Raw genomic sequence first — 19124 nt, forward strand, 5'->3', positions numbered from 1 at the left:
GGACCTGATGCGCCGCTTCTCCTCCGCCACCCGCTACGCCTACAACCGCATCCTGGAGGGGTGGAGCAGGAACGACCTCAAACGACACCTCCGAGGTGTGTTCCGCCTCAACGCCCGCTACGCGGACGACGCCATCCTCAAAGCGCGGGCCACCTTGGCTTCGGCCAGGGAGAGGGGCAAAAAACCCCAAGAAGGTGATCTTCGGAGGGCGGAAGCTCTTCGAGCAGCTAAAGCAGAGGCACCTCTCGGGGAAACGGTACGCCCGCCTCCGGCAGGCGTGGAGGGAGAAGCGGCGGGGAACCCTTTACGCCCGGGGGGACAGGACAAAAAAGGGCAACCTTAACGCCCGGCTCCTTATCGAAAAGGGGATCCTCTACCTCCGGATCACCGTGGGGCACAGGGCGTGGGTGAAGGCCCGCCTGGTCACGCACCACCGGGATCTGGGCCAGTTGCTTGCGGTGGTGCTGGCGGGGAACCGCCCCTACAGCGTGGAACTTTCCCCCAAGGAGGGCCAGGTCTACGCCCACGTGACCTTTACCCCGAAGGAACCGTCGGAGCCTGGATACACCGGCGCCAACGGGGCCCTGGGCATCGACGTCAACGCTTGCCCCTTCCACCTGGCCTGGGCCGTCGCCGCTCCGGACGGGAACCTCCTGGCCTACGGGACCGTTCCCCTCCATGAGGTCATCGGAAAACCGAAGGGGGAAAAAGCGCTTCTCCTTTGGAAAGCGGCCCACGAGATCGTCGGGACCGCGAAACACCACGGCGTGGCGATCGTTACCGAAAAACTCAAACACCTGCGGAAGACCCGGAGAGGGGACGGCTCGGGGCCAAGGTTCCGGTCCCTCCAGCACCGCTTCGCCTACAGAAGCCTTCTTCAAAAGGTCCACGCCGTGGCGAGAAGGGAAGGGGTGGAGGTCGTTGAGGTGAACCCCGCCCACACCTCTATCATTGGAATGCTGAAGTACGCGCCCCAGTTCTCGCTCACCAAAGACGTGGCCGCGGCCTTCGTGCTCGCGCGAAGGGGGCTCGGGTTCGAGGAGGAGCTGCCGAGGAACTATCGGACCCTTCTAGGGGACCCCGCTTACATCGCCCATGCGAGGGAAGCCTACGAGCGCGAGCTGCAAGCCAAAGGGAAAGCGCTCAAGGAGGAAAAGAACCCGTACCTCAGGAAGAAGCTCAGGCGTGAGGTGCGGGACTCGAAGAGGAAGCTCGTGCTTTTAAGCCCCGGTCGTGAGCCGGGAGCCCGCGTCCCGGTAACCGAGGGAAGGAACGGGACAGGGGGCCCCCTGGAGGTCCGAAAATCCTGGCGAGTGACCGGGGTAGCCTTCGCCTTCCCGCTTCTCGGAAAGGTCGTACCGCGCGACCTTTCTCCCCTGAAGCCGGTGTTGGTGGAGGGGGCGTGGGAGCGGGTGGCGGCCAGGTTAGGTCCACATCCTGGTGGTGGGCCGGGGTGCGCTCGTGTGCACTCATCCCAACCAGGCGTGTAGATTGCCCCGAGCTCGACCCGGGGGTAGGGGAGGGCGCCGAGGGGGGTGAAGACGGCGCCTGCCCCGAGATCAAGGCTGCCTTGGAGGTTGCCCCAAAGCCCTGTGGCTTCGAGGAAAACCCGGGCCGAAAGGGTCAGGGTGAGGTTGCCCTCGATGCTCGCCAGCTCAACCCGCCACCCAAGCGGTCGCTGGGGCGAGTGCACGGTAAATCCCAGCGACCGGTAGGTCTGACCGCGGCACTGCCCGTATTCGAGGTCAAAGGCAAAGGGTTGCTGCTGGAGCACGACGCCTGCCGACCACGTCGGGCAGCCGAGGCCCGCGGCAAGGCGAAAACCGACTTCGGGCTCGTCGGCCTGGGCCCGAGCGAGGAGGGCGACGAGAACGAGTGTCCAGACAAAACGAGCTGGAATCCCGCCGTGCTGAAAGCGCTGCTTGAATACCCCGCCACGGCTTTGGCCGCGGCGGGGGCTTGGGGAAGTCGCAGACAACCGCAATCCTCGCATGGGAATGTTTGAAAAGCTTTTGTGCGCTCGCTCAACGTTGCTCGAGTTCCTGAAGCTTTTTCTCGGCCCAGGCTTGCTCGTAGCGGTCGCGAGCATCCTTAGGCGCGAGACTCAGGGCAACCTTTAACTGCTCAATGGCCCGGTCCCGCTGACCGAGACGCAAAAGGGCCCTTGCGAACTCGGTTCTGTGGATGATCTCTTGCGGTTCCAAACGGATCGCCTTTTCGAAAAGGGGCACCACCCGGCCGATGCTCGCGCCGTAGAGCCAGCCGACCCCCTTTTGTGAGAGTTCGAGGTTCCAAAGCGCCAGCGCGACCCGGGCCCCGGCGTGGTCGGGGTTTCTCTCCAGCGCCTTTTCCAGGTTGTCGCGGACCGCCGAGGCCAGGGAGAGGCTTTGCAAAATTCCCCGGTACTGGGCCAGGCGCCCCAGCGCCCGCGCCAGTTCGAAGTAACCCTCGGCGTTTTGGCTGTCGAGCTCGATGGCTTTTTTGGCTGCCGCCTCGGCTTTGGCGAACCAATCCGCGCGGTCCCGGTCATCTTTGGCCTGGTACATGGCGTAAAAGCTCGCGGCCCGGGCAGCGAGGACATAACTCTGGGCGTCGCCGGCCTTGAGGCCCGAGCGGTAGGCTGCCTGGAAGTCACCCTGCCGGAGGAGATCGGCGGGGTTTGCGAAGGCCAGGGTCAAAAGGAGTGTGGCGGCTAGGATCCATCGCATGTTTTCGCCTCCTAACTATGGGGGCATTCTAAGCGATAGCGGCGGGCGGGGTCATGGCGTCCCGGTCAGGCCCAGGCAGCCCGGGAGGACCATGGCCGCCTCGTCGTAAATGGTGGGATCGCCCTTAAAGGTTTCCCAGTCGGCCATGAGCCGCCTGACCTTTTGTTGGTAAACGCTTTTTCTGGCGGGATCGAAGTACGAAAACGGGCAGTAGGCCACCCGCCCGATCGTGACCATCAACTCGACCCGTCCCAAGCTGGCGCTCCAGCTCCCCGGCTTGCCCACGACTTTCCCCGCGGTCACGGCATCCCCCTGACCGACCGTCGGGGCTTTGACGTGGTCGATGGAAACCGTTTCGCAGGCGCTTCCTTTCTGGGCGAAGCCGATCTCGTAGTCGGCGGTGTCAGGCTGGTAGACGAATCGGACCACGGTGCCCTCGATGGGGGCGTAGACGTCGGCCTGCGGGTCCACCCGGTATTCGAACGTTGGGAGCGTCTTTGGTCCGGTCGGGCCGCCGACCACGGCGTTGAACTCGAGGAAGACCTTATCCTCCTGCCGGTCGAAAACGAAGGCGCCGGCCCGGCCGGTGGTTGGATCGTAGGGGGCAAACGCCACGATCAGGTTTTCCAGGACCGGGGCCGCGCCGGGGCTGAAGGCGCAGGCGAAACCATCATCGCCAAGGCCGCAGCCAGAGAGCAGGGCGGCAAAGGGGAATGCGAAGGCGGCGAGCGCCAATTTCGTCAGCGAGCGCCAGGTTTGGGACATTTATGAAAAGTATGAAAGCAGGGGCGGCGCCTGTCAAGCGAACGCCCCGGTCCCCGGAGGTTGTGAGTTAATAAGCGCAATCTACTTGACATAACATATATCAAAAAGCTAAGTTTATACATGAAGGGTGAGACGCTCGGCGAAGGCCGCGTCGGTACGGGTTCAGCGCATATGCCTTCGGGGAAAGGAGGTATCCGGTGCTGGGTCGAGCAGAGATCGAACGTATCCGTTCCCTGGTTGAGGCGAAGGCGCCCGTGCTCTCGCTCTACGTCGCGCTGAGAGAGGCAGAGGCGGCGCCGCAGGGTTCAAAGAAAAAGCCTTACCTTATCCGAGCCAAGGAAACGATGAAGCGTCTGGGGGTGCCGGAGGCGCTGGCGGCCAGGGTCCTTGAGCGTCTGGAACACGATGCGCCCGAAGCGCTCACCCGAGCGATCTTCGCCGGCGAGGATTTCCTCGAGGTCTTCGACCTCGGCGTCCTCCTGCCGGTGGTTGATCCGGTGCGCGGTCTGGTAGAGGCCCGCTACGGCGAACCCTACCTGGCGCCGCTCCTCCTCGCGCTCGATGAGTACGAGCGCTACGCGGTGGTGTTGCTCGATCGGGAGCGCTGGCGGGTTTTCGAAGTGTTCATGGGCGAGATTCGCGAGGCCCTCGACGCCTTCCGGGCGGTCGATCCCGAGGCCTGGCGCCGGCTCTCCGAGGCCAAACCCGGCACCCCCCAGGGCGTGCAGGCCCGGGGCGGTACCGCCACCGATAAGTTCGATCGCCGGCTTATGGCCTGGACCCACCGCTTTTACAAAGCGCTTGCCGCTGAGCTTGAGCGCTGGTTGGACGAGGTCGGCGCCTCGAGGGTCATCCTGATGGGCGTCGCCGAGGAGACGCGCTACTTCGAAACCTTCCTCTCCAAGGCGGCCAGGCGCAAGGTGGTCGGGCACGTCGGCGCCCCCGGTGGCAGCCGGGTGCCGGCGAGCGCCGTCCTCGAGCGGGTGCGCCCCCTCATCGAGGCGGTCGAGCGTGAGGAAGAGATGCGGCTCCTCGATGCCATCCGGGAAAAAGGGGTTTGGGGCGTGGGGCCGGTCCTCGAGGCCCTCGGCCGGGGCCAGGTGCACGTTTTGGCGGTGCCCTGGGATGCCCGGACGGAGGTGTTTTACTGTCCGGACCAGCAGCTGGCGGGCGTTTCTCCGGAGGCGCTCAGCTCGGTGTGCAAGGACCCGGAAAAGCGTCTTCTCAAAGAGATCGTCGCTGATCTGGCCCTCGCGTGGGGGGCTCGAATCGAGTTCATGCGCGGGGAGAGCGGAGCCAGGTTGGAAGAGGAATTCGGTGGTTTGGCCGCGCTTTTGCGGTGGTAAGGGAGGTGAATGGAAATGAGGCGAGCCATGGGATGGGATCCGATCCGGGAGATTGAAGAACTGCAGGAGCGCATCCAGCGCATGATGGGCCCGAGCGTGGTGGGCCGTTCGGAGGGGCGCACCTTCGCGCCGCTGGTGGATGTGTGGGAAGACGAACAGGGCTTGCACTTTGCCGTCTATCTGCCGGGGGTCGATCCGGCGAAGGTCGATGTGACCGCCGAGGACGAGACCCTGACCCTCCGCGCGGAGCGCCCCTTTGAAGAGAAAGAAGGCGTCACCTGGCACCGGGTGGAGGGGCCCTACGGAACCTTTATCCGCTCCTTTGCCGTGCCTTCGACCTTCGACCTGGGCAAGGTGGAAGCGCGCTTCAGACACGGCGTGCTCTACCTCCACGTGCCGAGGGCTGAGGAAACCAAGCCCAAGAAGGTGACCATTCAGGTCGAGCCGTGATGCGGTAAGGGGGGTGACAGCGTGTTGATGGCGGTGAGCGAGTTCGAACGCCTCTTTCGCCTTGCGGCATCGATCGACGTCGATAAGTCTGACCTCAAGCGGCTCTCCGAGCTCTTGACCAAAAAGCTCCACGACCTCCTGGTGGTGGCCGAGAAAAACGCCAAGTTCAACGGCCGCGACGTGATCCACCGAGCTGATTTGCCCATCACCAAGGGCCTTGAGCAAACCTTGCGCGATTTTGAAGATCTGGACGTGGCCCTCCGGCTCGAGCCAGTGCTCGAGCGGCTCTCCAAGCTGCCCCCGCTCGACCTCGAGGTCGGCGAGGACGTGCGCGAGATGCTGCCGGAGCTCGCCGGGGCGTTGGTGGTCGCCACCGCCAAGGTGCTGCGCGAGATCGACCCCGGGCTTAAAAATCCTCAGACCGAACACTGGGCGCGGGCGACCCGGATCTTGGACCTGCTCCTGTGAACGATCGCGCCGTTGGCGGCGCCACCGGGTGCGGGACCCGGTGGCGCTCGCTCTGGTAAAAAGGAGGTGCTTTGAAGCCCGAGGTGGTCATCGGCTGGGTTTTGGCTGCGGATCTTCGCGACCAGGCGCTCCTCGCGGCGTATGCCGAGGCCAGGGAGCGCCTCCGCCAGCTGCTCGTGCGCTCGTTTCCTGAGTTTGACTGGAAGGTGGACTATGGCGAGCGCCGAATTCACCTCCCTCGCGGCGCCCTCGACCCGGTGGCCCTCCTCGAGATCGGGGTAGACGAAAAGCTGCACCGGCGCTGGGACTATGCCCTGGTCGTGGTCCCCAACGAGCTGCTCTCGAGGCACCGGCCCTACGCTCTGGGTGTGCCCAGCTCGGCCCTCGAGGTGGCGGTGCTTTCTTCCTCGCGGCTCGGCAGCGGTGAACCGCTGGTGGACCGGCTCTTGGCCCTCTCGCTCCACCTCCTCGGCCATCTGTGGGGCCTCGGGCACGCCGAGGCGGGACCGATGCGCCCGATTGACGATCCCGAAGCGCTTGAGGTCGCTCCCTTTCTCCCCGAGGAGGTGGCGGAGGTGCGGCGGCACCTCGAGGATGTGGTGGTGGCCCGCCTCGAGGAGGAACGCGCCCGCTGGAACGTGCTCAGCTTCTACGCGCGCACTTTTTTCGATGATCCCCGGGGCATCGTCAGGACCATCCGCGAGTACGCCCCCTGGAAGATGCCCATCTACCTCGGCCGACTGACCGCTGCCGCGGCGATCTCGACCGTGTACCTGGTGATGACCTCCGACGCCTGGGCCCTGGGGACGCGCCTGCCGGGCCTCGGGCTCGGGCTTTTCGCTTTGATCGGGTTTTTCAGCGCCGCCTTTTTCCTGTTTTACGGACAGGACCTCGGACGATTGGGGCACGAGCGGACATGGCGCGAGCAGCTGGCCCGAACCCGGCTCGTGCTCTTTGGCACCGTGGTCGCGGGCATGGCCACGCTCTGGGCCCTGGTCTTTTTCTTGACGCTGGTCACGGGCCTTTTGATTCCCAGAACGCTTCTTGAGGCCTGGATCGGCTCGCCGTTTGAGTGGCGAGAGCTTTTGCGCTTTGCCACCATGAGCGCCGCGATCAGCGTGCTCGCCGCGGCCATGGGCGGGAACCTGGAAGAAGAGGCGGAGATCAAGGCCGAGTTTTTTATCGACGAGGAACTCTAAGGGCCCCCGCCGTGGCCTTGGCCACGGCGGGGGCCCTGAGAAAGGCGTCCGTCAAGCGTATTTATTTGACCTCGGGAAAGCCGTTGACCTCTTCGTTATGGAACCAGATGAACTCGTTCGAGGCGTGCATGGCGCCGGCGCTTTCAAAGCGGGCGTCATCGACCTCGAAGGCGCTGGCCTTTGCGTTCCACGCGATACGGGTGGCGAAGACCGGGGCGGTTCCGTACCTGCCCCCGGCCATCGGCGGCTTGGGAAGCGTGGGATAGCCGTAAAAGATCGGGGGTTCGCTCTGCTCGAACGCACCCTTGGCCACGCCGACGGGCGGCACCGACTGCTGCAGTCCGCTCCGGTTCACCGCGCTTTCGAAGAAGTTCACGAAGAACGACCTCGCCTGAGCCTGATTCACCGCGTCGCCGAGGAAGAGCCGGGTGGCGTTCAGGGCACCCATGATGGCCGCCACGTCGTCGATGCTGTGGCTGAGCTCACCGTTAAACCTGCCCTGGGGGAAGTTGTAGCTCGCGGCGAGATCGCCGTAGGTCCGGGCCGCAGCGCGCAAAAAGAGCGGATCGCCGCTGACCCGCCAGGCTTCGATGAGTCCGCGGAGGGCGTAGGCTTTTTCTCCGGCCCCACGCGTTGGGGCGCCGATGAGCTGCAGGGCCAGTGTGCGCAGGCGAAGCCCGGCTTCCCGGGCGCGCTCGGGGGTGTTCGCCGCATACCAGGTGAGGGCCTGGATGGCGAGTGAGCGTTCGGGGATTCCCTCGGGTTGCCGAGCGCCGAGGGTCGCGAAGAGGCGGTCGGCGGCTCGGCCGAACATCTGGGCCCTGGCCGGGTTCCGGTAGCGGTTGGTCTCGCTGAGGCGCATGGCGTCAGCCGAGAGCAGGCCCTTGAGGTTTGAGAGGGCCTCGAGGACCACCCAGTTTCCTGGCCAGTCGATCCGCCCGTCGCTATCCACGACCCGACCGTCTTCGTCCATCATTTCCTGGATGACGTAGGCCCCCTGGCGCTGGGCGCTGGCGCTCATGACCATGCCCACGAAGCGCCACTGGGCCCCGAAGCCGTCGCTGGGCCTGCCGAAGTGGAAGTCCACGTGGAACTGCTTGGCCCACTCGATCTCTTTCATCATCGTCCAGCCCATGGCTGAGGCGCCCACCACTCGTTCGAAGGTGGCCGGGTCCCAGCCCTGGGTGGCGAAGTCCCTGACGTTGATCGGCTGGGTGTAGCGGGGGTCACCGCTTTTGAACACCGCCTTGAGCAGGGTCACGCCCGGGGGAACCGAGACCGTGTCCCCGTCGCTGGGGTCAGTGTCCACGGCTCGGATCATCTTCATGACCGCTTCCTTGGGTGGGGCGAAGGTGAGCCCGAGACCGGAACGCATGACCAGGTTCCCGAGATTGTAGCGGGAATACCAGTAGCCTTCCTCCATGGTTTGCATGGCGGTAAAATCCCGCCGCCCTTCGGTGAGACCGCCACCGGCGTAGGCGCTGGCCAGGGCCAGGGCGACGAGGGTGGTGGCAACGTGTTTCCTATTCATTCGCAGCCTCCTTCAAAGCGCACCCCCATCTTCGCCCCGGGGTGACGGGCCCGGTGTCGGCGCGCCGACACCGGGCTATGCTGGGGGCATGTCCGTGCTAGTGGAATTCGCCATGTTCCCGACCGATAAGGGCGAGAGCGTCAGCGCCTACGTGGCTCGGGTGATCGATAGCCTCAGATCCTCCGGCGTTCGCTACCAGCTGACGCCGATGGGAACGATCTTCGAAACCGAGACCATGCCGGAGGCCCTCGAGGTCATCGGCCGCGCATACGCCGTGCTCGAGCCGCTCTCAAACCGGGTCTACGCCGTCGCCAAGTTCGACATCCGCAAAGGGCCAACCGGACGCATGGAGAAAAAGGTCCGCTCGGTCGAGGAAAAACTCGCGCGAGCGGACCGGTAAGGCCCATTGGCCACGGCGGGGTACTTAACGGGAGTAGTTCGGCGACTCCTTGGTGACCAGGACGTCGTGGGGGTGGCTTTCGATGAGGCCGGCCATGGTGATCCTCACAAAGCGGGCGTTTTTCCGGAAGGTCTCGATGTCCGGGCAGCCAGTGTAACCCATGGCCGCCTTCAACCCGCCGACGATCTGGAAGAGGACGTCCGACACGGGGCCCTTGTAGGGGACCATCCCCTCAATCCCTTCGGGGACGAGCTTTTTGGCGTCTTCCTGGAAATAGCGTCCGGCTGAACCCTTCTTCATGGCGCCGAGCGAGCCCATGCCCCGGTAGACCTTGTAGCGACGGCCGTCCTTGATGACCTCCTCGCCCGGGGCCTCGAACGTGCCGGCGAGCATGCCGCCGAGCATGACCGTATTGGCCCCGGCGGCGATGGCCTTGGCCACGTCGCCGGTGTACTTGATGCCGCCGTCGGCGATGATGGGAATGTCGAGGTCCGCCAGGCCCTTGGCCGCTTCCATGATGGCGGTGATCTGGGGCATGCCAACCCCGGTCACCACCCGCGTGGTGCAGATTGAACCCGGGCCGATCCCCACCTTGACCGCGTCGGCGCCGGCCTCGGCGAGGGCCCTCGCTCCCTCGGCGGTGGCCACGTTGCCGGCGATCACCTCCACCTCGAATTTCGATTTCAGTTCGGTCACGGCCTCGATCACGCCTTTGGAGTGTCCGTGGGCGCTGTCGACGACCAAAACGTCCACCCCGGCCTCGACCAGGGCGCTGGCGCGATCCAGGAGTTCGGCGTCCGCGCCGACCGCGGCGCCCACCAGCAACCGCCCTTCGCCGTCCTTGGCCGCCCTCGGGTACTGGCGGCGCTTGACGATGTCCTTCAGGGTTATGAGTCCGACCAGGCGACCGTCGTCGTCGACGAGGGGAAGCTTTTCGATCTTGTGGCGCTTGAGCCGTTCCTCGGCCTCGTCGAGCGACGTTCCCGGGGGCGCGGTGATGAGTTGTTCCCGCGGGGTCATGACCTCGCTGACCGGTTTGGAAAGGTCGCGCTCAAAGCGGAGGTCGCGGTTGGTCACCAGGCCGAGCAGCTTGCCGTGGAAGTCCACCACCGGCAAACCCCCGATCTTGTACTCGGCAAAGAGCCGCTCGGCGTCTTCCAGGCGGGCGTTGGGGGGCAGGGTGATGGGGTCGGTTACCATGCCCGCTTCGCTTCGCTTGACGCGATGGACCATTTCCGCCTGGACGTCGATGGGGAGGTTTTTGTGGATGACCCCGAGCCCGCCCTCCCTGGCCATGGCAATGGCCATCTTGGCCTCGGTGACGGTGTCCATGGCCGCGGAGAGGATGGGGATGTTAAGGGTCAGGCGGCGGGTGAGGCGGGTCTTGGTCTCGGCCGCTTTGGGTAGAACTTCGGAGTAGGCGGGGACGAGGAGGACATCGTCAAAGGTGAGGGCTTCGCCGGTGATCTTCTGCATATTGCCCCAGATTATACAGGGTGGGCGGGCCTTCACCCTAGCTTATCCGGAGGCGGCGGCATGAAATCCGACATCAGCCAGCGGTAGGCGAGGACGTAGCCCACGCCGTAGATGGCGAGCTGGGCCCAGAACGTTTTGAGCCAGTCCAGGCCGGCGGCGATCCCCCCGGCGATGAGGAAGCTGAGCACCAAGACCAGGACGAAGGTCTTGGCCATGAGTTTTAAGATCTTCGCCAGGGTGGGCTTTCTCGCTTCCTGGGCGAGCTTTTTGTAGAGTTTTTGCTGCCGTTTTTTCTTCCCCACGGCCTGACTATACTGGACCACGTGCAAACCGTTCGCAGTGTGGCCGAGCTCGAACAGGCTCTGAGGAACCAAAGCGTGGGCTTCGTCCCCACCATGGGCTACCTCCACCGCGGTCACCTGGCCCTGGTGGAGCGTGCGCGTCGGGAGAACCCGTTCGTTGTGGTCTCGGTCTTCGTCAACCCGCTGCAGTTCGGGCCTGGCGAAGACTTTGAGCGTTACCCCCGCGATCCCGAGCGCGACGCCAAGCTCCTGGCCGAGGCTGGGGTGGACCTGCTCTTTTTGCCGGAGGCCGCCGAGCTTTACCCCGAAGGGTTTTCCAGCTACGTGGAGGTCACGGGGCCGCTGGTGGAGCGCTTTGAGGGCGCGTTCCGCCCCGGGCATTTCCGAGGGGTGACCACGGTGGTGGCCAAGCTTTTCAACCTGGTCCGGCCGCGCCGGGCCTACTTCGGGGAGAAGGATTACCAGCAGCTGGCGGTGATCCGGCGCATGGTGGCCGATTTGCACTTTGGCCTCGAGGTGGTGGGGGTGCCGACGGTTCGCGAGGCGGACGGGCTCGCCCTTTCCTCCCGCAACGTCTACCTCACCCCCGAACATCGCCGCGAGGCCACAGGACTCTACCGGGCGCTCCTCGCGGCGCGGGAAGTGGCGCGTGCGGGCGGGAGCGTGGCCGAGGCCGAGGCGGCGGGGCTTCGGATTCTCCGGGAGATTCCCGATTTTCGCCTTGACTACTTCGCCATCGTTGACCCCGCGACGCTTGAGTCGCTCGCCGAATGGGTCGAGGGCGCTCGCGGGCTCGTCGCCGGTCGTTTTCCCGAGGTCCGGCTCATCGACAACATGGAGGTGTATCCGTGAAGTTCGGGGAGATGCTGGCCCAAATGGTGCGGGCCCGGGCTTCCGACATCCACCTCCAGGCCGGTGCGCCTCCCATGGTCCGGGTGGATGGCGAGCTCCTTCCCTTCGACAAAAAGCCCCTGACTCCGGCCCATACCGAGGCCATGGCCAAGGCGCTGACCACCGAGGCGCAGTGGAAACGCTTTCTGAACGAGAAAGAGCTCGACTTTGCCTACGTCCTGCCCGGTGTGGCCAGGTTTCGCTGCAACCTCCTCCGGCAGCGAGGCGCGGTGGGGATCGTGATGCGGGTGGTGCCCGCTTCGGTTCCGACCTTCGAGGTTTTGGGGTTGCCCAGGGGGGTGGTCGAGAAACTGGCAGGCCAGAGTCGGGGCCTGGTTCTGGTCACGGGGCCGACGGGATCCGGCAAGTCGACCACCCTGGCGGCGATGGTGGACTACATCAACAGCCATTACGCCAAGCACGTGATCACCATCGAGGACCCGATCGAGTACCTCCACCGGAACAAGCGGAGCCTGGTGGTCCAGCGCGAGGTGGGGCTGGATACGGCGTCGTTCTCGGATGGGCTGCGGCGTGCTTTGCGGCAGGACCCGGATGTGCTTTTGATCGGTGAGATGCGGGACCGGGAGACGGTTGAGGTGGCCCTCGAGGCCGCGCAGACCGGACACCTGGTGCTCTCGACCCTCCACACCCACGACGCGGTGCGGACGATCAACCGCATCATCGATTTCTTTCCCCTCTCCGAGCACCGGTTGGTCCGCATCCTGCTCGCCGAGAGCCTGCTCGGCATTCTCTCCCAGCGCCTTTTGCCCCAAGCCGGGGGGCAGGGCCGGGTGCTCGCCCTGGAGATCCTCCTCGCCACGCCCCTGGTCAGGGACTACATCAAGGACGAGGAGAAAACGCCGCTGATCAAAGACGCGATCGCTTCCGACGAGACCCGGGGGATGCAAACCTTCGACCAGCACCTGGTCCGCCTCTACCTCGAGGGCCGCATCGATCTCGAAACCGCGCTGGCGGCGGCGACGAGTCCCCACGAGTTCCGGCTCCTGGTGACCAAGGCCACCGGCGAGCAGGTTTAGGTACCCCGCCGTGGCTTTGGCCACGGCGGGGACCACGGAAAAACGCAAACGACCGCCAATCTCGCATCGGCATGTTGAAAAGCCCGTGGGCGCTCGCTTAGCGCCTGGGTCGTTTTGCTGGTTTTCGCCGGTGAAAACATGTCAGCATAGCGGAGGAGGCAAGCGATGCTGGTAACGGGTTTGGAGATCCTCAAAAAGGCTCGTGAGGAAGGTTACGGCGTTGGGGCGTTCAACACCAACAACATGGAGATCACCCAGGCCATCCTCGAGGCCAGCGAGGCCAAAAGCAGCCCGGTCATCCTGGCCATGTCGGAGGGGGCGATCAAATATGGCGGCGGCTACCTGGCCCGCATGGTCATCGAGGCGGCCCGCGACGCGCGGGTGCCGGTGGCGGTGCACCTCGACCACGGTTCGTCCTACGAGGCGGTCCTGCGTGCCTTGCGCCTCGGGTTTACCTCGGTGATGATCGATAAGTCCGGCGAGGACTTTGAGACCAACGTGGCCGAGACCAAGCGGGTTGTGGCCGCGGCGCGCGCGGTGGGGGTTTCGGTCGAGGCCGAGATCGGCAAGCTGGCGGGGGTCGAAGAGCACGTCGCGGTCGACGAAAAGGACGCCTTGCTCACCAACCCTCGCGAGGCCCAGATCTTCGCCGAGCGGACCGGCATCGACTTCCTGGCCGTGGCGATCGGTACCTCGCACGGCCCCTACAAGGGGAAGGGCCGTCCCTTCATCGACCACGCGCGGCTCAAAGAGATCGCCGAGCTCTTGCCCGGGATGCCGCTCGTGCTGCACGGCGCCTCGGGGGTGCCGCAGGAACTGGTGGAGCGGATCAACCGCGCCGGCGGGAACCTGAAGGGGGCGCAGGGCATCCACCCCGACGATATCCGTCTGGCGATTCAAGGCGGCATCAGCAAGATCAACACCGACACCGACCTCCGGCTCGCCTTCACCGCCGCGGTGCGCGAGGTGCTCGTGGAAAAGCCTGAGGTCTTCGATCCCCGAAAGATCCTCGGGCCAGCGCGAGAAGAAATGAAGCGGGTGGTCATGGAGCGCATCGAGCTCTTTGGCTCCGCCGGGCGCGCTTAAATACCCCACCGTGGCGAATGCCACGGTGGGACCAGAGAAAGCTTGGGGCCTACGCTTCAACCTAGGCGTAGAGGTTTCATTCGGGGGTGCAGCGCCCGCGCCCCTCGTCGCGCGTTCGGCCTTGAACGTCGATGAATCGCCAGCGGTATTCCCCGGGCCAAAGGGTGAGCTCGAGGACGCCGTGGGCTCGAACCCGGGCCTGGCTCGCGGGGTGGATCCGGCCGAAAGGCCGGATCCAGGCCCCGCCGGTTCCGACCACGAACTGGCGGGGTTCGCCTTGGGGTTCGAGTCGTTCGTAGTCGTGATCGTGGCCGGCGAGGAAGAGTTCGACGCGGTGACGGCGGAGGAGGTCCCAGATCGGTGCCAGGGCCCGGTTTTCGCCGTGGAGCCCTGAGCTCAGGCGGGGGTGGTGGCCAAAGGCGAGCTGGCAAGGCACGCTCGGGTCCTCGAGGGTGGCCGAGAGCCAGCGGTACTGGGGTGAGCCGGGGCCGCAGCCACCAACCTGGGCGCAGTTGGTGTTGAGGCCGATGATCAGCCATCCGCCGAGCCTGAGCGCGTAGTACCCCTTTCCCCGGGGGCCGCCCCGGGACCCGAAATAATCGAAGTACGGCCCGGCCCCCGGGGAGAGGTATTCGTGGTTCCCCGGGACCGCCCAGGCCAGCGGTTTGAGCTCGCCCCAGGCGGGATCGAAGCACTGGCGGAAATTCTTGGCGCTTCCCCTGGGGTAGGCGATGTCGCCGAGGAGCAGGATGGCTGACGGCGCATTCGAGACCAGGGTTTTCGCGAGCCTGGCGGTGGCGTAGCGCGCGGTGAGGGTACAGGTGCCGATGTCACCGACCGCCACCACGGTGAACCCCTGCGCACCGGCTCGGCTTTGGATCGCGAAGAGGGCCAGGGCCAGAAAGACCCAGCGCGAAATCGGCATTTCTCTCACGTTTCGAACGTACAATGCCCCATGATGCATCCGGTCGATTTTATCCGCGAAAAAAGAGATGGGAAAAGTCACGATCCAGCGGCGATCGGCGCCTGGGTCCGGGCGTTTACCGCAGGCGAGGTGCCTGATTATCAGGTTGCGGCGTGGTTGATGGCGGTCTACTTCCGCGGACTCAACGAGGACGAGACCCTGGCCCTGACCGAGGCCATGGCGAGCTCCGGCGAAGTGCTGGATCTCGCGGGGCTCGGACCCACCGTCGATAAGCACTCCTCCGGCGGCGTCGGCGATAAGACGACCCTGGTCGTGGCCCCGATTCTGGCGGCTGCCGGGGCGGTGGTGGCCAAGATGAGCGGCCGTGGCCTGGCCCACACCGGAGGCACGATCGACAAGCTGGAATCGATCCCGGGATTCCGAAGTTCGCTGGATAAAGACGAGTTTTTGCGTCAGGCCGGGACGGTCGGGATGGTGGTGGCGGGGCAGTCCGCGGAGCTGGCCCCGGCCGATGGCCGCCTCTATGCCCTGCGCGACGTGACCGCGACCGTGGACAGCATCCCGCTGATCGCCAGCTCGATCATGTCCAAGAAGCTGGCCGCCGGCGCCGGCGCCATCGTGCTCGATGTGAAGGTGGGCAGGGGGGCGTTCATGAAGACGCCCGAGGCGGCAAGAGAGCTCGCGGCGCTTATGGTTCGCCTCGGTCGCCGCGCCGGCCGGCGGGTGGCGGCGGTGATCTCGAGGATGGACCAGCCGCTGGGGCAGGCGGTGGGGAACGCGATCGAGGTCCAAGAGGCCATTCGGACCTTGAACGGGGAAGGGCCGGCCGACCTGACCGAACTGGCGTTGACCCTGGCTGAGGAAGGGCTGGCGCTCGCCGGGCTGCCACCCGAGCGGGCGAGGGCGGTGTGGGAAAGCGGGGCGGCGCTCGCCAAGTTCCGCGAGTTCGTCGCTGCCCAGGGGGGTGACCCCCGCGTGGTCGATGATCCGGAGCGCCTGGCGCTGGCCCCCGAGGTCGAGGCGGTGCGGGCGGACGCCGAGGGCGTGGTCTCGGCCCTGGATGCCCTGAAGGTGGGCGTGGCCGCGATGCGGCTCGGTGGCGGGCGGGAGAAAAAAGGCGATCCCGTGGATCACGGGGTGGGGGTCTATTTGCTGAAAAAGATCGGCGACCCGGTACGCCCCGGCGAGGTTTTGGCACGCCTTTACCACCGCGGCCGTGGTCTGGAGGAGGCCAGGGCGCTGGTTGCCTCGGCCTACCGCGTGGCCGAGGCCGCCGAGAAGCCGCCGCTCGTCGTCGAGGTCGTTCGGTGACCGTCCTTGACCCGGTCCAAGGCCGCATGCCATGCTGTGATCCGAGGGTTTTGAGCCAATGCCGCGTCGTATTCGCTTGCCCAAACGCTACACCGTGATCGTCACCCGTCCCGGGGGCCGCGCCTTGAGTGTCAGCTTTACGCTGCTGGTGCCCGTCGTGCTCTTGGCGCTCTTGCTTTTTTGGGGCGCGGTGAGTTTCAAGCTGGCGCGCGAGGCCCGCGAGGCCTCGCGTCTGCGCGAGGAGGTCCGCGTGCTCGCCGGTCAGGTGCGGCGGCTTTCGACCGACCTCCTTGCCGAGCAGAACAAGAACCGGGCCCTGGCCAGCCGAGCGAGTGAGATGCTCGGCCGCCTCGATGCCCTCGAGGCCGAGCTCGATGCCCTGCGCAAGCGGGCCGGGCTTTCCAAGGCGGCGCTGGAAAAAAAAGCCCCTAGCCCGGGGCCGGTGGGTGCCGGGCGCCCCGCCAGCACCGAGGAGCTCTTCGCCGCGCTCGATGCCCACCTGCAGAGCTTCCAAGATCGTTTAGAGGGCGTGGTGGCGCCGGCCCTCGAGGCGACGCTCAAGCGCGAGGCGGCAACCCCTCAGGGGTGGCCGCTTCGGGTCAAGACCTACATCGCCAGCGGTTTCGGGGTGCGAAAGAACCCTTTTGGCCGTGGGTATGAGTTCCATAACGGTCTCGATCTGCCGGCCTGGTACGGCACCAAGATCTACGCCACCGCTCCGGGACGGGTGGTCGAGGCGGGCTGGTCGAACATCTTCGGGCGCTACGTCAAGATCGACCATGGCTATGGCTACCAGACCCTCTACGGCCATATGCAAAAGATCGCGGTCAAGCGAGGCAGCTGGGTCAAGCGGGGGCAGGTGATCGGGTACGTGGGCTCCACGGGCCGCTCCACCGGCCCGCACGTGCACTACAGCGTGTTCGTCAAGGGGCGGTCGGTGGATCCTCGCCCCTTCCTTAAGACGCCGGTCTACGCCGCCCGGTAAACTGGGGCTCATGTTGGGTAGGAAGCGTCGCCTCAAAGGAGTAACCTACGTGGGATCGGGAACCGTGATCGAGGGCGACTTGCGCGCCCAGGGCAACGTGCGCGTCGACGGCGTGGTGCTTGGCTCGGTGTGGGCCGAGGGCGACCTCGAGGTGGCGGCTGGGGGGCGGATCGAAGGGCCGGAGGTCCGGGCCCGGAACGTTTTGATCAACGGCGAGGTCAAGGCCCACGTAGCCAGCGAGGGCAGGCTGGTCCTGACCAAGACCGGCCGGTTGGAGGGCGACGTGTCGGCGAAAGCGCTGGACATCGAAGTGGGGGCCGTGTTCGTGGGGCGGAGCGTGACCGGTGAGGTCCCGGCCCTCGAGGCGCCGCCGAGCGCGGCCCTCGAGGAGGATTAATGGCGCTCGACCGCCTGTTTCGCCGCCGGCGGACCCGGGGGCAGGCGCGGGAGGTCCCCGAGCTGTGGGTGCGGTGTGCAGCGTGTGAGGCCCAAGTTTACCGGAAGGACCTGGAACAGGCCCTCTGGGTGTGCCCCGAATGCGGATACCACCATCGCATCGCCGCCGAACGCTGGGTGGCGCTGCTCGCCGACGAGGGGAGTTTTGAGGTCACCACCGGTCGTGTCCGGCCGGCCGACCCCCTGGGCTTCGTGGACACCGAGCCTTATCCCGAGCGACTCCGGCGCTATCAAGAAAAGACCGGGCGACCCGACGCTATCCACGGTGGACGGGCCACGGTCGGCGGTGTGCCCACCGTGCTCCTGGTCATGGATTACGCCTTCGCCGGCGGCTCCATGGGCAGCGTGGTGGGGGAGGAGATCACCCGGGGGGCGGAACTGGCGGCGGAGGAGAACCGGGCGCTGGTCATCGTCGCCGCCTCGGGTGGCGCCAGGATGCAGGAGGGGGCGCTCTCGCTCATGCAAATGGCCAAGACCACCATGGCCCTGGACCTGATCTTTGCCAAACGTCTGCCTTACATATCGATCCTCACCGACCCCACGACCGGCGGGGTGACCGCTTCGTTCGCCACCCTGGCCGACGTCATCTTCGCCGAGCCGGGTGCCCTGGTGGGATTCGCCGGCCCCCGCGTGATCAAACAGACGATCCGCCAGGATCTGCCCGAGGGGTTCCAAAGGGCGGAGTTTTTGCAAAAGCATGGGTTGATCGACGCGGTGGTCGACCGGCGCCAGCTCAAGGCGAAGCTGGTCCAGACGCTGCGTTTGCTGTATCCGGGAGAAGGCCATGGCGCTTGAGTTCGAACGCCCCATTTTGGAGCTCGAGGCCAGGATTCAGGAGCTCGAACGCACGGCCAGCGAGCAGGGGCTCGATTTTTCCGAGGAGATCGAGCTGCTCAAGGCCAAGCTCGACCGGCTCCAGCGGGAGATCTTTGGCAATCTAACCGCCTGGCAGCGGGTGCAGCTGGCCCGAGCGCCGGGGCGCCCCACCACCCTGGATGTGATCGAGGCGCTTTTTGAGGAGTTCACCGAGCTCCGGGGCGACCGGGCCTTTGCCGACGACGCGGCCATCGTCGGCGGGGTGGCCCGCTTCCACGGGGAAGAGGTGGTCTTGGTCGGGCACCAAAAGGGCCGCAACACGCGGGAGAACATCGCCCGGAACTTCGGCATGCCACACCCCGAGGGCTACCGCAAGGCCATGCGCCTGATGGATCTGGCCGATAAAACCGGCCGGCCCTTCATCGCCTTCGTCGATACGCCCGGGGCCTACCCCGGGGTGAGCGCCGAAGAGCGGGGGCAAGCATGGGTCATCGCCCGCTCGATCCAGCGGATGAGCCGGCTGAAGGTGCCGGCGGTGGTGGTGATCCTGGGCGAGGGGGGTTCGGGCGGGGCCCTGGCCATCGGGGTGGGCAACCGGGTGCTCATCATGGAGAATGCCTGGTACTCGGTGATCAGCCCCGAGTCCTGCGCGGCCATCCTCTGGCGCGACGCGAAGGAAGCGGAAAAAGCCGCGGAGGCGCTGAAGCTTACCGCCCGTGACCTGCTCGAGCTGGGGGTGGTCGATCGGGTGGTCCCCGAGCCCAAAGGCGGGGCGCACCGCAACCCCGAGGCGGCCTACCGCGAGCTCGACCGGGCGCTGGTCGAGACCCTCGAGGCGCTCAAAGGGCTTTCGCCCGAGGCCATCTGGGAGGATCGCTACCGCCGCTTCCGCCGGCTCGGCGTTTTCGAAAAAGTATGAACGCCGTTTCACCGGATCCTCGGTTGCGAGTGACCTGCCGCCCATAACCTCGG

The 19124-nt window shown here is 65.9% G+C and carries 20 protein-coding genes and 1 pseudogene; 15 read left to right on the forward strand and 6 right to left on the reverse strand.

Annotation, left to right across the window (positions count from 1 at the left end; genetic code table 11):
* Positions 1 to 7: 7 nt before the first annotated feature.
* Together ACZ5BT_RS06400 and ACZ5BT_RS06405 are read left to right on the forward strand one after the other, a co-directional pair.
* A pseudogene (locus ACZ5BT_RS06400) lies at positions 8 to 112 on the forward strand (hypothetical protein); the annotation flags it as partial.
* 82 nt (positions 113 to 194) lie between these two features.
* Entirely contained in the window at positions 195 to 1490 is a 1296-nt protein-coding gene (locus ACZ5BT_RS06405; RefSeq protein WP_464883787.1) for an IS200/IS605 family accessory protein TnpB-related protein, read from the forward strand.
* Between the two features lie 534 nt (positions 1491 to 2024).
* On the opposite strand, the gene ACZ5BT_RS06410 is transcribed toward ACZ5BT_RS06405, so the two are convergent.
* Entirely contained in the window at positions 2025 to 2708 is a 684-nt protein-coding gene (locus ACZ5BT_RS06410) for a tetratricopeptide repeat protein (RefSeq protein ID WP_464883788.1), read from the reverse strand.
* Positions 2709 to 2759: 51 nt separating this feature from the next.
* Positions 2760 to 3473, reverse strand: a complete 714-nt coding sequence (locus tag ACZ5BT_RS06415) for a M23 family metallopeptidase (RefSeq protein WP_464883789.1) — start codon at positions 3471 to 3473, stop codon at positions 2760 to 2762.
* 197 nt (positions 3474 to 3670) lie between these two features.
* On the opposite strand from ACZ5BT_RS06415, the gene ACZ5BT_RS06420 reads away from it, so the two are divergent.
* From ACZ5BT_RS06420 to ACZ5BT_RS06435, 4 genes are all read left to right on the forward strand, one after another.
* Entirely contained in the window at positions 3671 to 4819 is a 1149-nt protein-coding gene (locus ACZ5BT_RS06420; RefSeq protein WP_464883790.1) for a VLRF1 family aeRF1-type release factor, read from the forward strand.
* Positions 4820 to 4846: 27 nt separating this feature from the next.
* The gene (locus ACZ5BT_RS06425; protein WP_464883791.1) at positions 4847 to 5269 is read left to right on the forward strand and encodes an Hsp20/alpha crystallin family protein; all 423 of its coding nucleotides are present in this window, start codon (positions 4847 to 4849) and stop codon (positions 5267 to 5269) included.
* Positions 5270 to 5296: 27 nt separating this feature from the next.
* Positions 5297 to 5737, forward strand: a complete 441-nt coding sequence (locus ACZ5BT_RS06430) for a DUF1931 family protein (protein ID WP_464885779.1) — start codon at positions 5297 to 5299, stop codon at positions 5735 to 5737.
* A gap of 71 nt (positions 5738 to 5808) precedes the next feature.
* Positions 5809 to 6936, forward strand: a complete 1128-nt coding sequence (locus ACZ5BT_RS06435; protein WP_464883792.1) for a hypothetical protein — start codon at positions 5809 to 5811, stop codon at positions 6934 to 6936.
* 61 nt (positions 6937 to 6997) lie between these two features.
* Here the strand turns inward: ACZ5BT_RS06435 and ACZ5BT_RS06440 are convergent, their stop codons facing one another.
* Complete coding sequence (locus tag ACZ5BT_RS06440) at positions 6998 to 8467, reverse strand: hypothetical protein (protein ID WP_464883793.1); 1470 nt, start codon at positions 8465 to 8467, stop codon at positions 6998 to 7000.
* 88 nt (positions 8468 to 8555) lie between these two features.
* On the opposite strand from ACZ5BT_RS06440, the gene ACZ5BT_RS06445 reads away from it, so the two are divergent.
* A complete protein-coding gene (locus ACZ5BT_RS06445) occupies positions 8556 to 8867 on the forward strand; it encodes an MTH1187 family thiamine-binding protein (RefSeq protein ID WP_464883794.1) in 312 nt (103 codons plus the stop codon).
* A 24-nt stretch (positions 8868 to 8891) separates the two neighbouring features.
* Here ACZ5BT_RS06445 and guaB read toward each other — a convergent pair whose 3' ends face one another.
* Together guaB and ACZ5BT_RS06455 are read right to left on the reverse strand one after the other, a co-directional pair.
* The gene (gene guaB / locus ACZ5BT_RS06450; RefSeq protein WP_464883795.1) at positions 8892 to 10343 is read right to left on the reverse strand and encodes an IMP dehydrogenase; all 1452 of its coding nucleotides are present in this window, start codon (positions 10341 to 10343) and stop codon (positions 8892 to 8894) included.
* A 32-nt stretch (positions 10344 to 10375) separates the two neighbouring features.
* Entirely contained in the window at positions 10376 to 10645 is a 270-nt protein-coding gene (locus tag ACZ5BT_RS06455; protein ID WP_464883796.1) for a hypothetical protein, read from the reverse strand.
* A 21-nt stretch (positions 10646 to 10666) separates the two neighbouring features.
* On the opposite strand from ACZ5BT_RS06455, the gene panC reads away from it, so the two are divergent.
* The 3 genes from panC (at position 10667) to fba (ending at position 13659) form a co-directional block, all read left to right on the forward strand.
* Positions 10667 to 11497, forward strand: coding sequence for a pantoate--beta-alanine ligase (panC, locus tag ACZ5BT_RS06460; RefSeq protein ID WP_464883797.1), 831 nt, complete (start codon positions 10667 to 10669; stop codon positions 11495 to 11497).
* 11 nt (positions 11498 to 11508) lie between these two features.
* On the forward strand, positions 11509 to 12573 hold the full coding sequence (locus ACZ5BT_RS06465) for a type IV pilus twitching motility protein PilT (RefSeq protein WP_464885780.1): 1065 nt from the start codon (positions 11509 to 11511) through the stop codon (positions 12571 to 12573).
* A 165-nt stretch (positions 12574 to 12738) separates the two neighbouring features.
* Positions 12739 to 13659, forward strand: a complete 921-nt coding sequence (gene fba, locus ACZ5BT_RS06470; protein ID WP_464883798.1) for a class II fructose-1,6-bisphosphate aldolase — start codon at positions 12739 to 12741, stop codon at positions 13657 to 13659.
* A 76-nt stretch (positions 13660 to 13735) separates the two neighbouring features.
* Here fba and ACZ5BT_RS06475 read toward each other — a convergent pair whose 3' ends face one another.
* Entirely contained in the window at positions 13736 to 14584 is an 849-nt protein-coding gene (locus tag ACZ5BT_RS06475) for a metallophosphoesterase family protein (protein ID WP_464885781.1), read from the reverse strand.
* Between the two features lie 33 nt (positions 14585 to 14617).
* Here ACZ5BT_RS06475 and ACZ5BT_RS06480 point away from each other — a divergent pair, with 33 nt between their 5' ends.
* From ACZ5BT_RS06480 to ACZ5BT_RS06500, 5 genes are read left to right on the forward strand one after another with little or no spacing between them, the layout of a single operon-like run.
* Positions 14618 to 15895: a thymidine phosphorylase gene (locus ACZ5BT_RS06480; RefSeq protein WP_464885782.1), complete on the forward strand. Its 1278-nt coding sequence runs from the start codon at positions 14618 to 14620 to the stop codon at positions 15893 to 15895.
* 58 nt (positions 15896 to 15953) lie between these two features.
* Positions 15954 to 16880 (forward strand): M23 family metallopeptidase, encoded by a 927-nt coding sequence (locus ACZ5BT_RS06485; protein ID WP_464883799.1) that lies wholly within the window; start codon positions 15954 to 15956, stop codon positions 16878 to 16880.
* A 10-nt stretch (positions 16881 to 16890) separates the two neighbouring features.
* Complete coding sequence (locus ACZ5BT_RS06490; RefSeq protein ID WP_464883800.1) at positions 16891 to 17277, forward strand: bactofilin family protein; 387 nt, start codon at positions 16891 to 16893, stop codon at positions 17275 to 17277.
* Positions 17277 to 18131 carry an acetyl-CoA carboxylase, carboxyltransferase subunit beta gene (gene accD, locus ACZ5BT_RS06495; RefSeq protein WP_464883801.1) on the forward strand — a complete coding sequence of 285 codons (855 nt, stop codon included), beginning with the start codon at positions 17277 to 17279 and terminating at the stop codon, positions 18129 to 18131. The genes ACZ5BT_RS06490 and accD overlap by 1 nt, the downstream gene beginning before the upstream one ends.
* On the forward strand, positions 18121 to 19071 hold the full coding sequence (locus tag ACZ5BT_RS06500; RefSeq protein ID WP_464883802.1) for an acetyl-CoA carboxylase carboxyltransferase subunit alpha: 951 nt from the start codon (positions 18121 to 18123) through the stop codon (positions 19069 to 19071). Before accD ends, ACZ5BT_RS06500 begins: the two co-directional genes overlap by 11 nt.
* Positions 19072 to 19124: the final 53 nt, after the last annotated feature.

It is taken from the genome of Vulcanithermus mediatlanticus, from assembly GCF_055385885.1.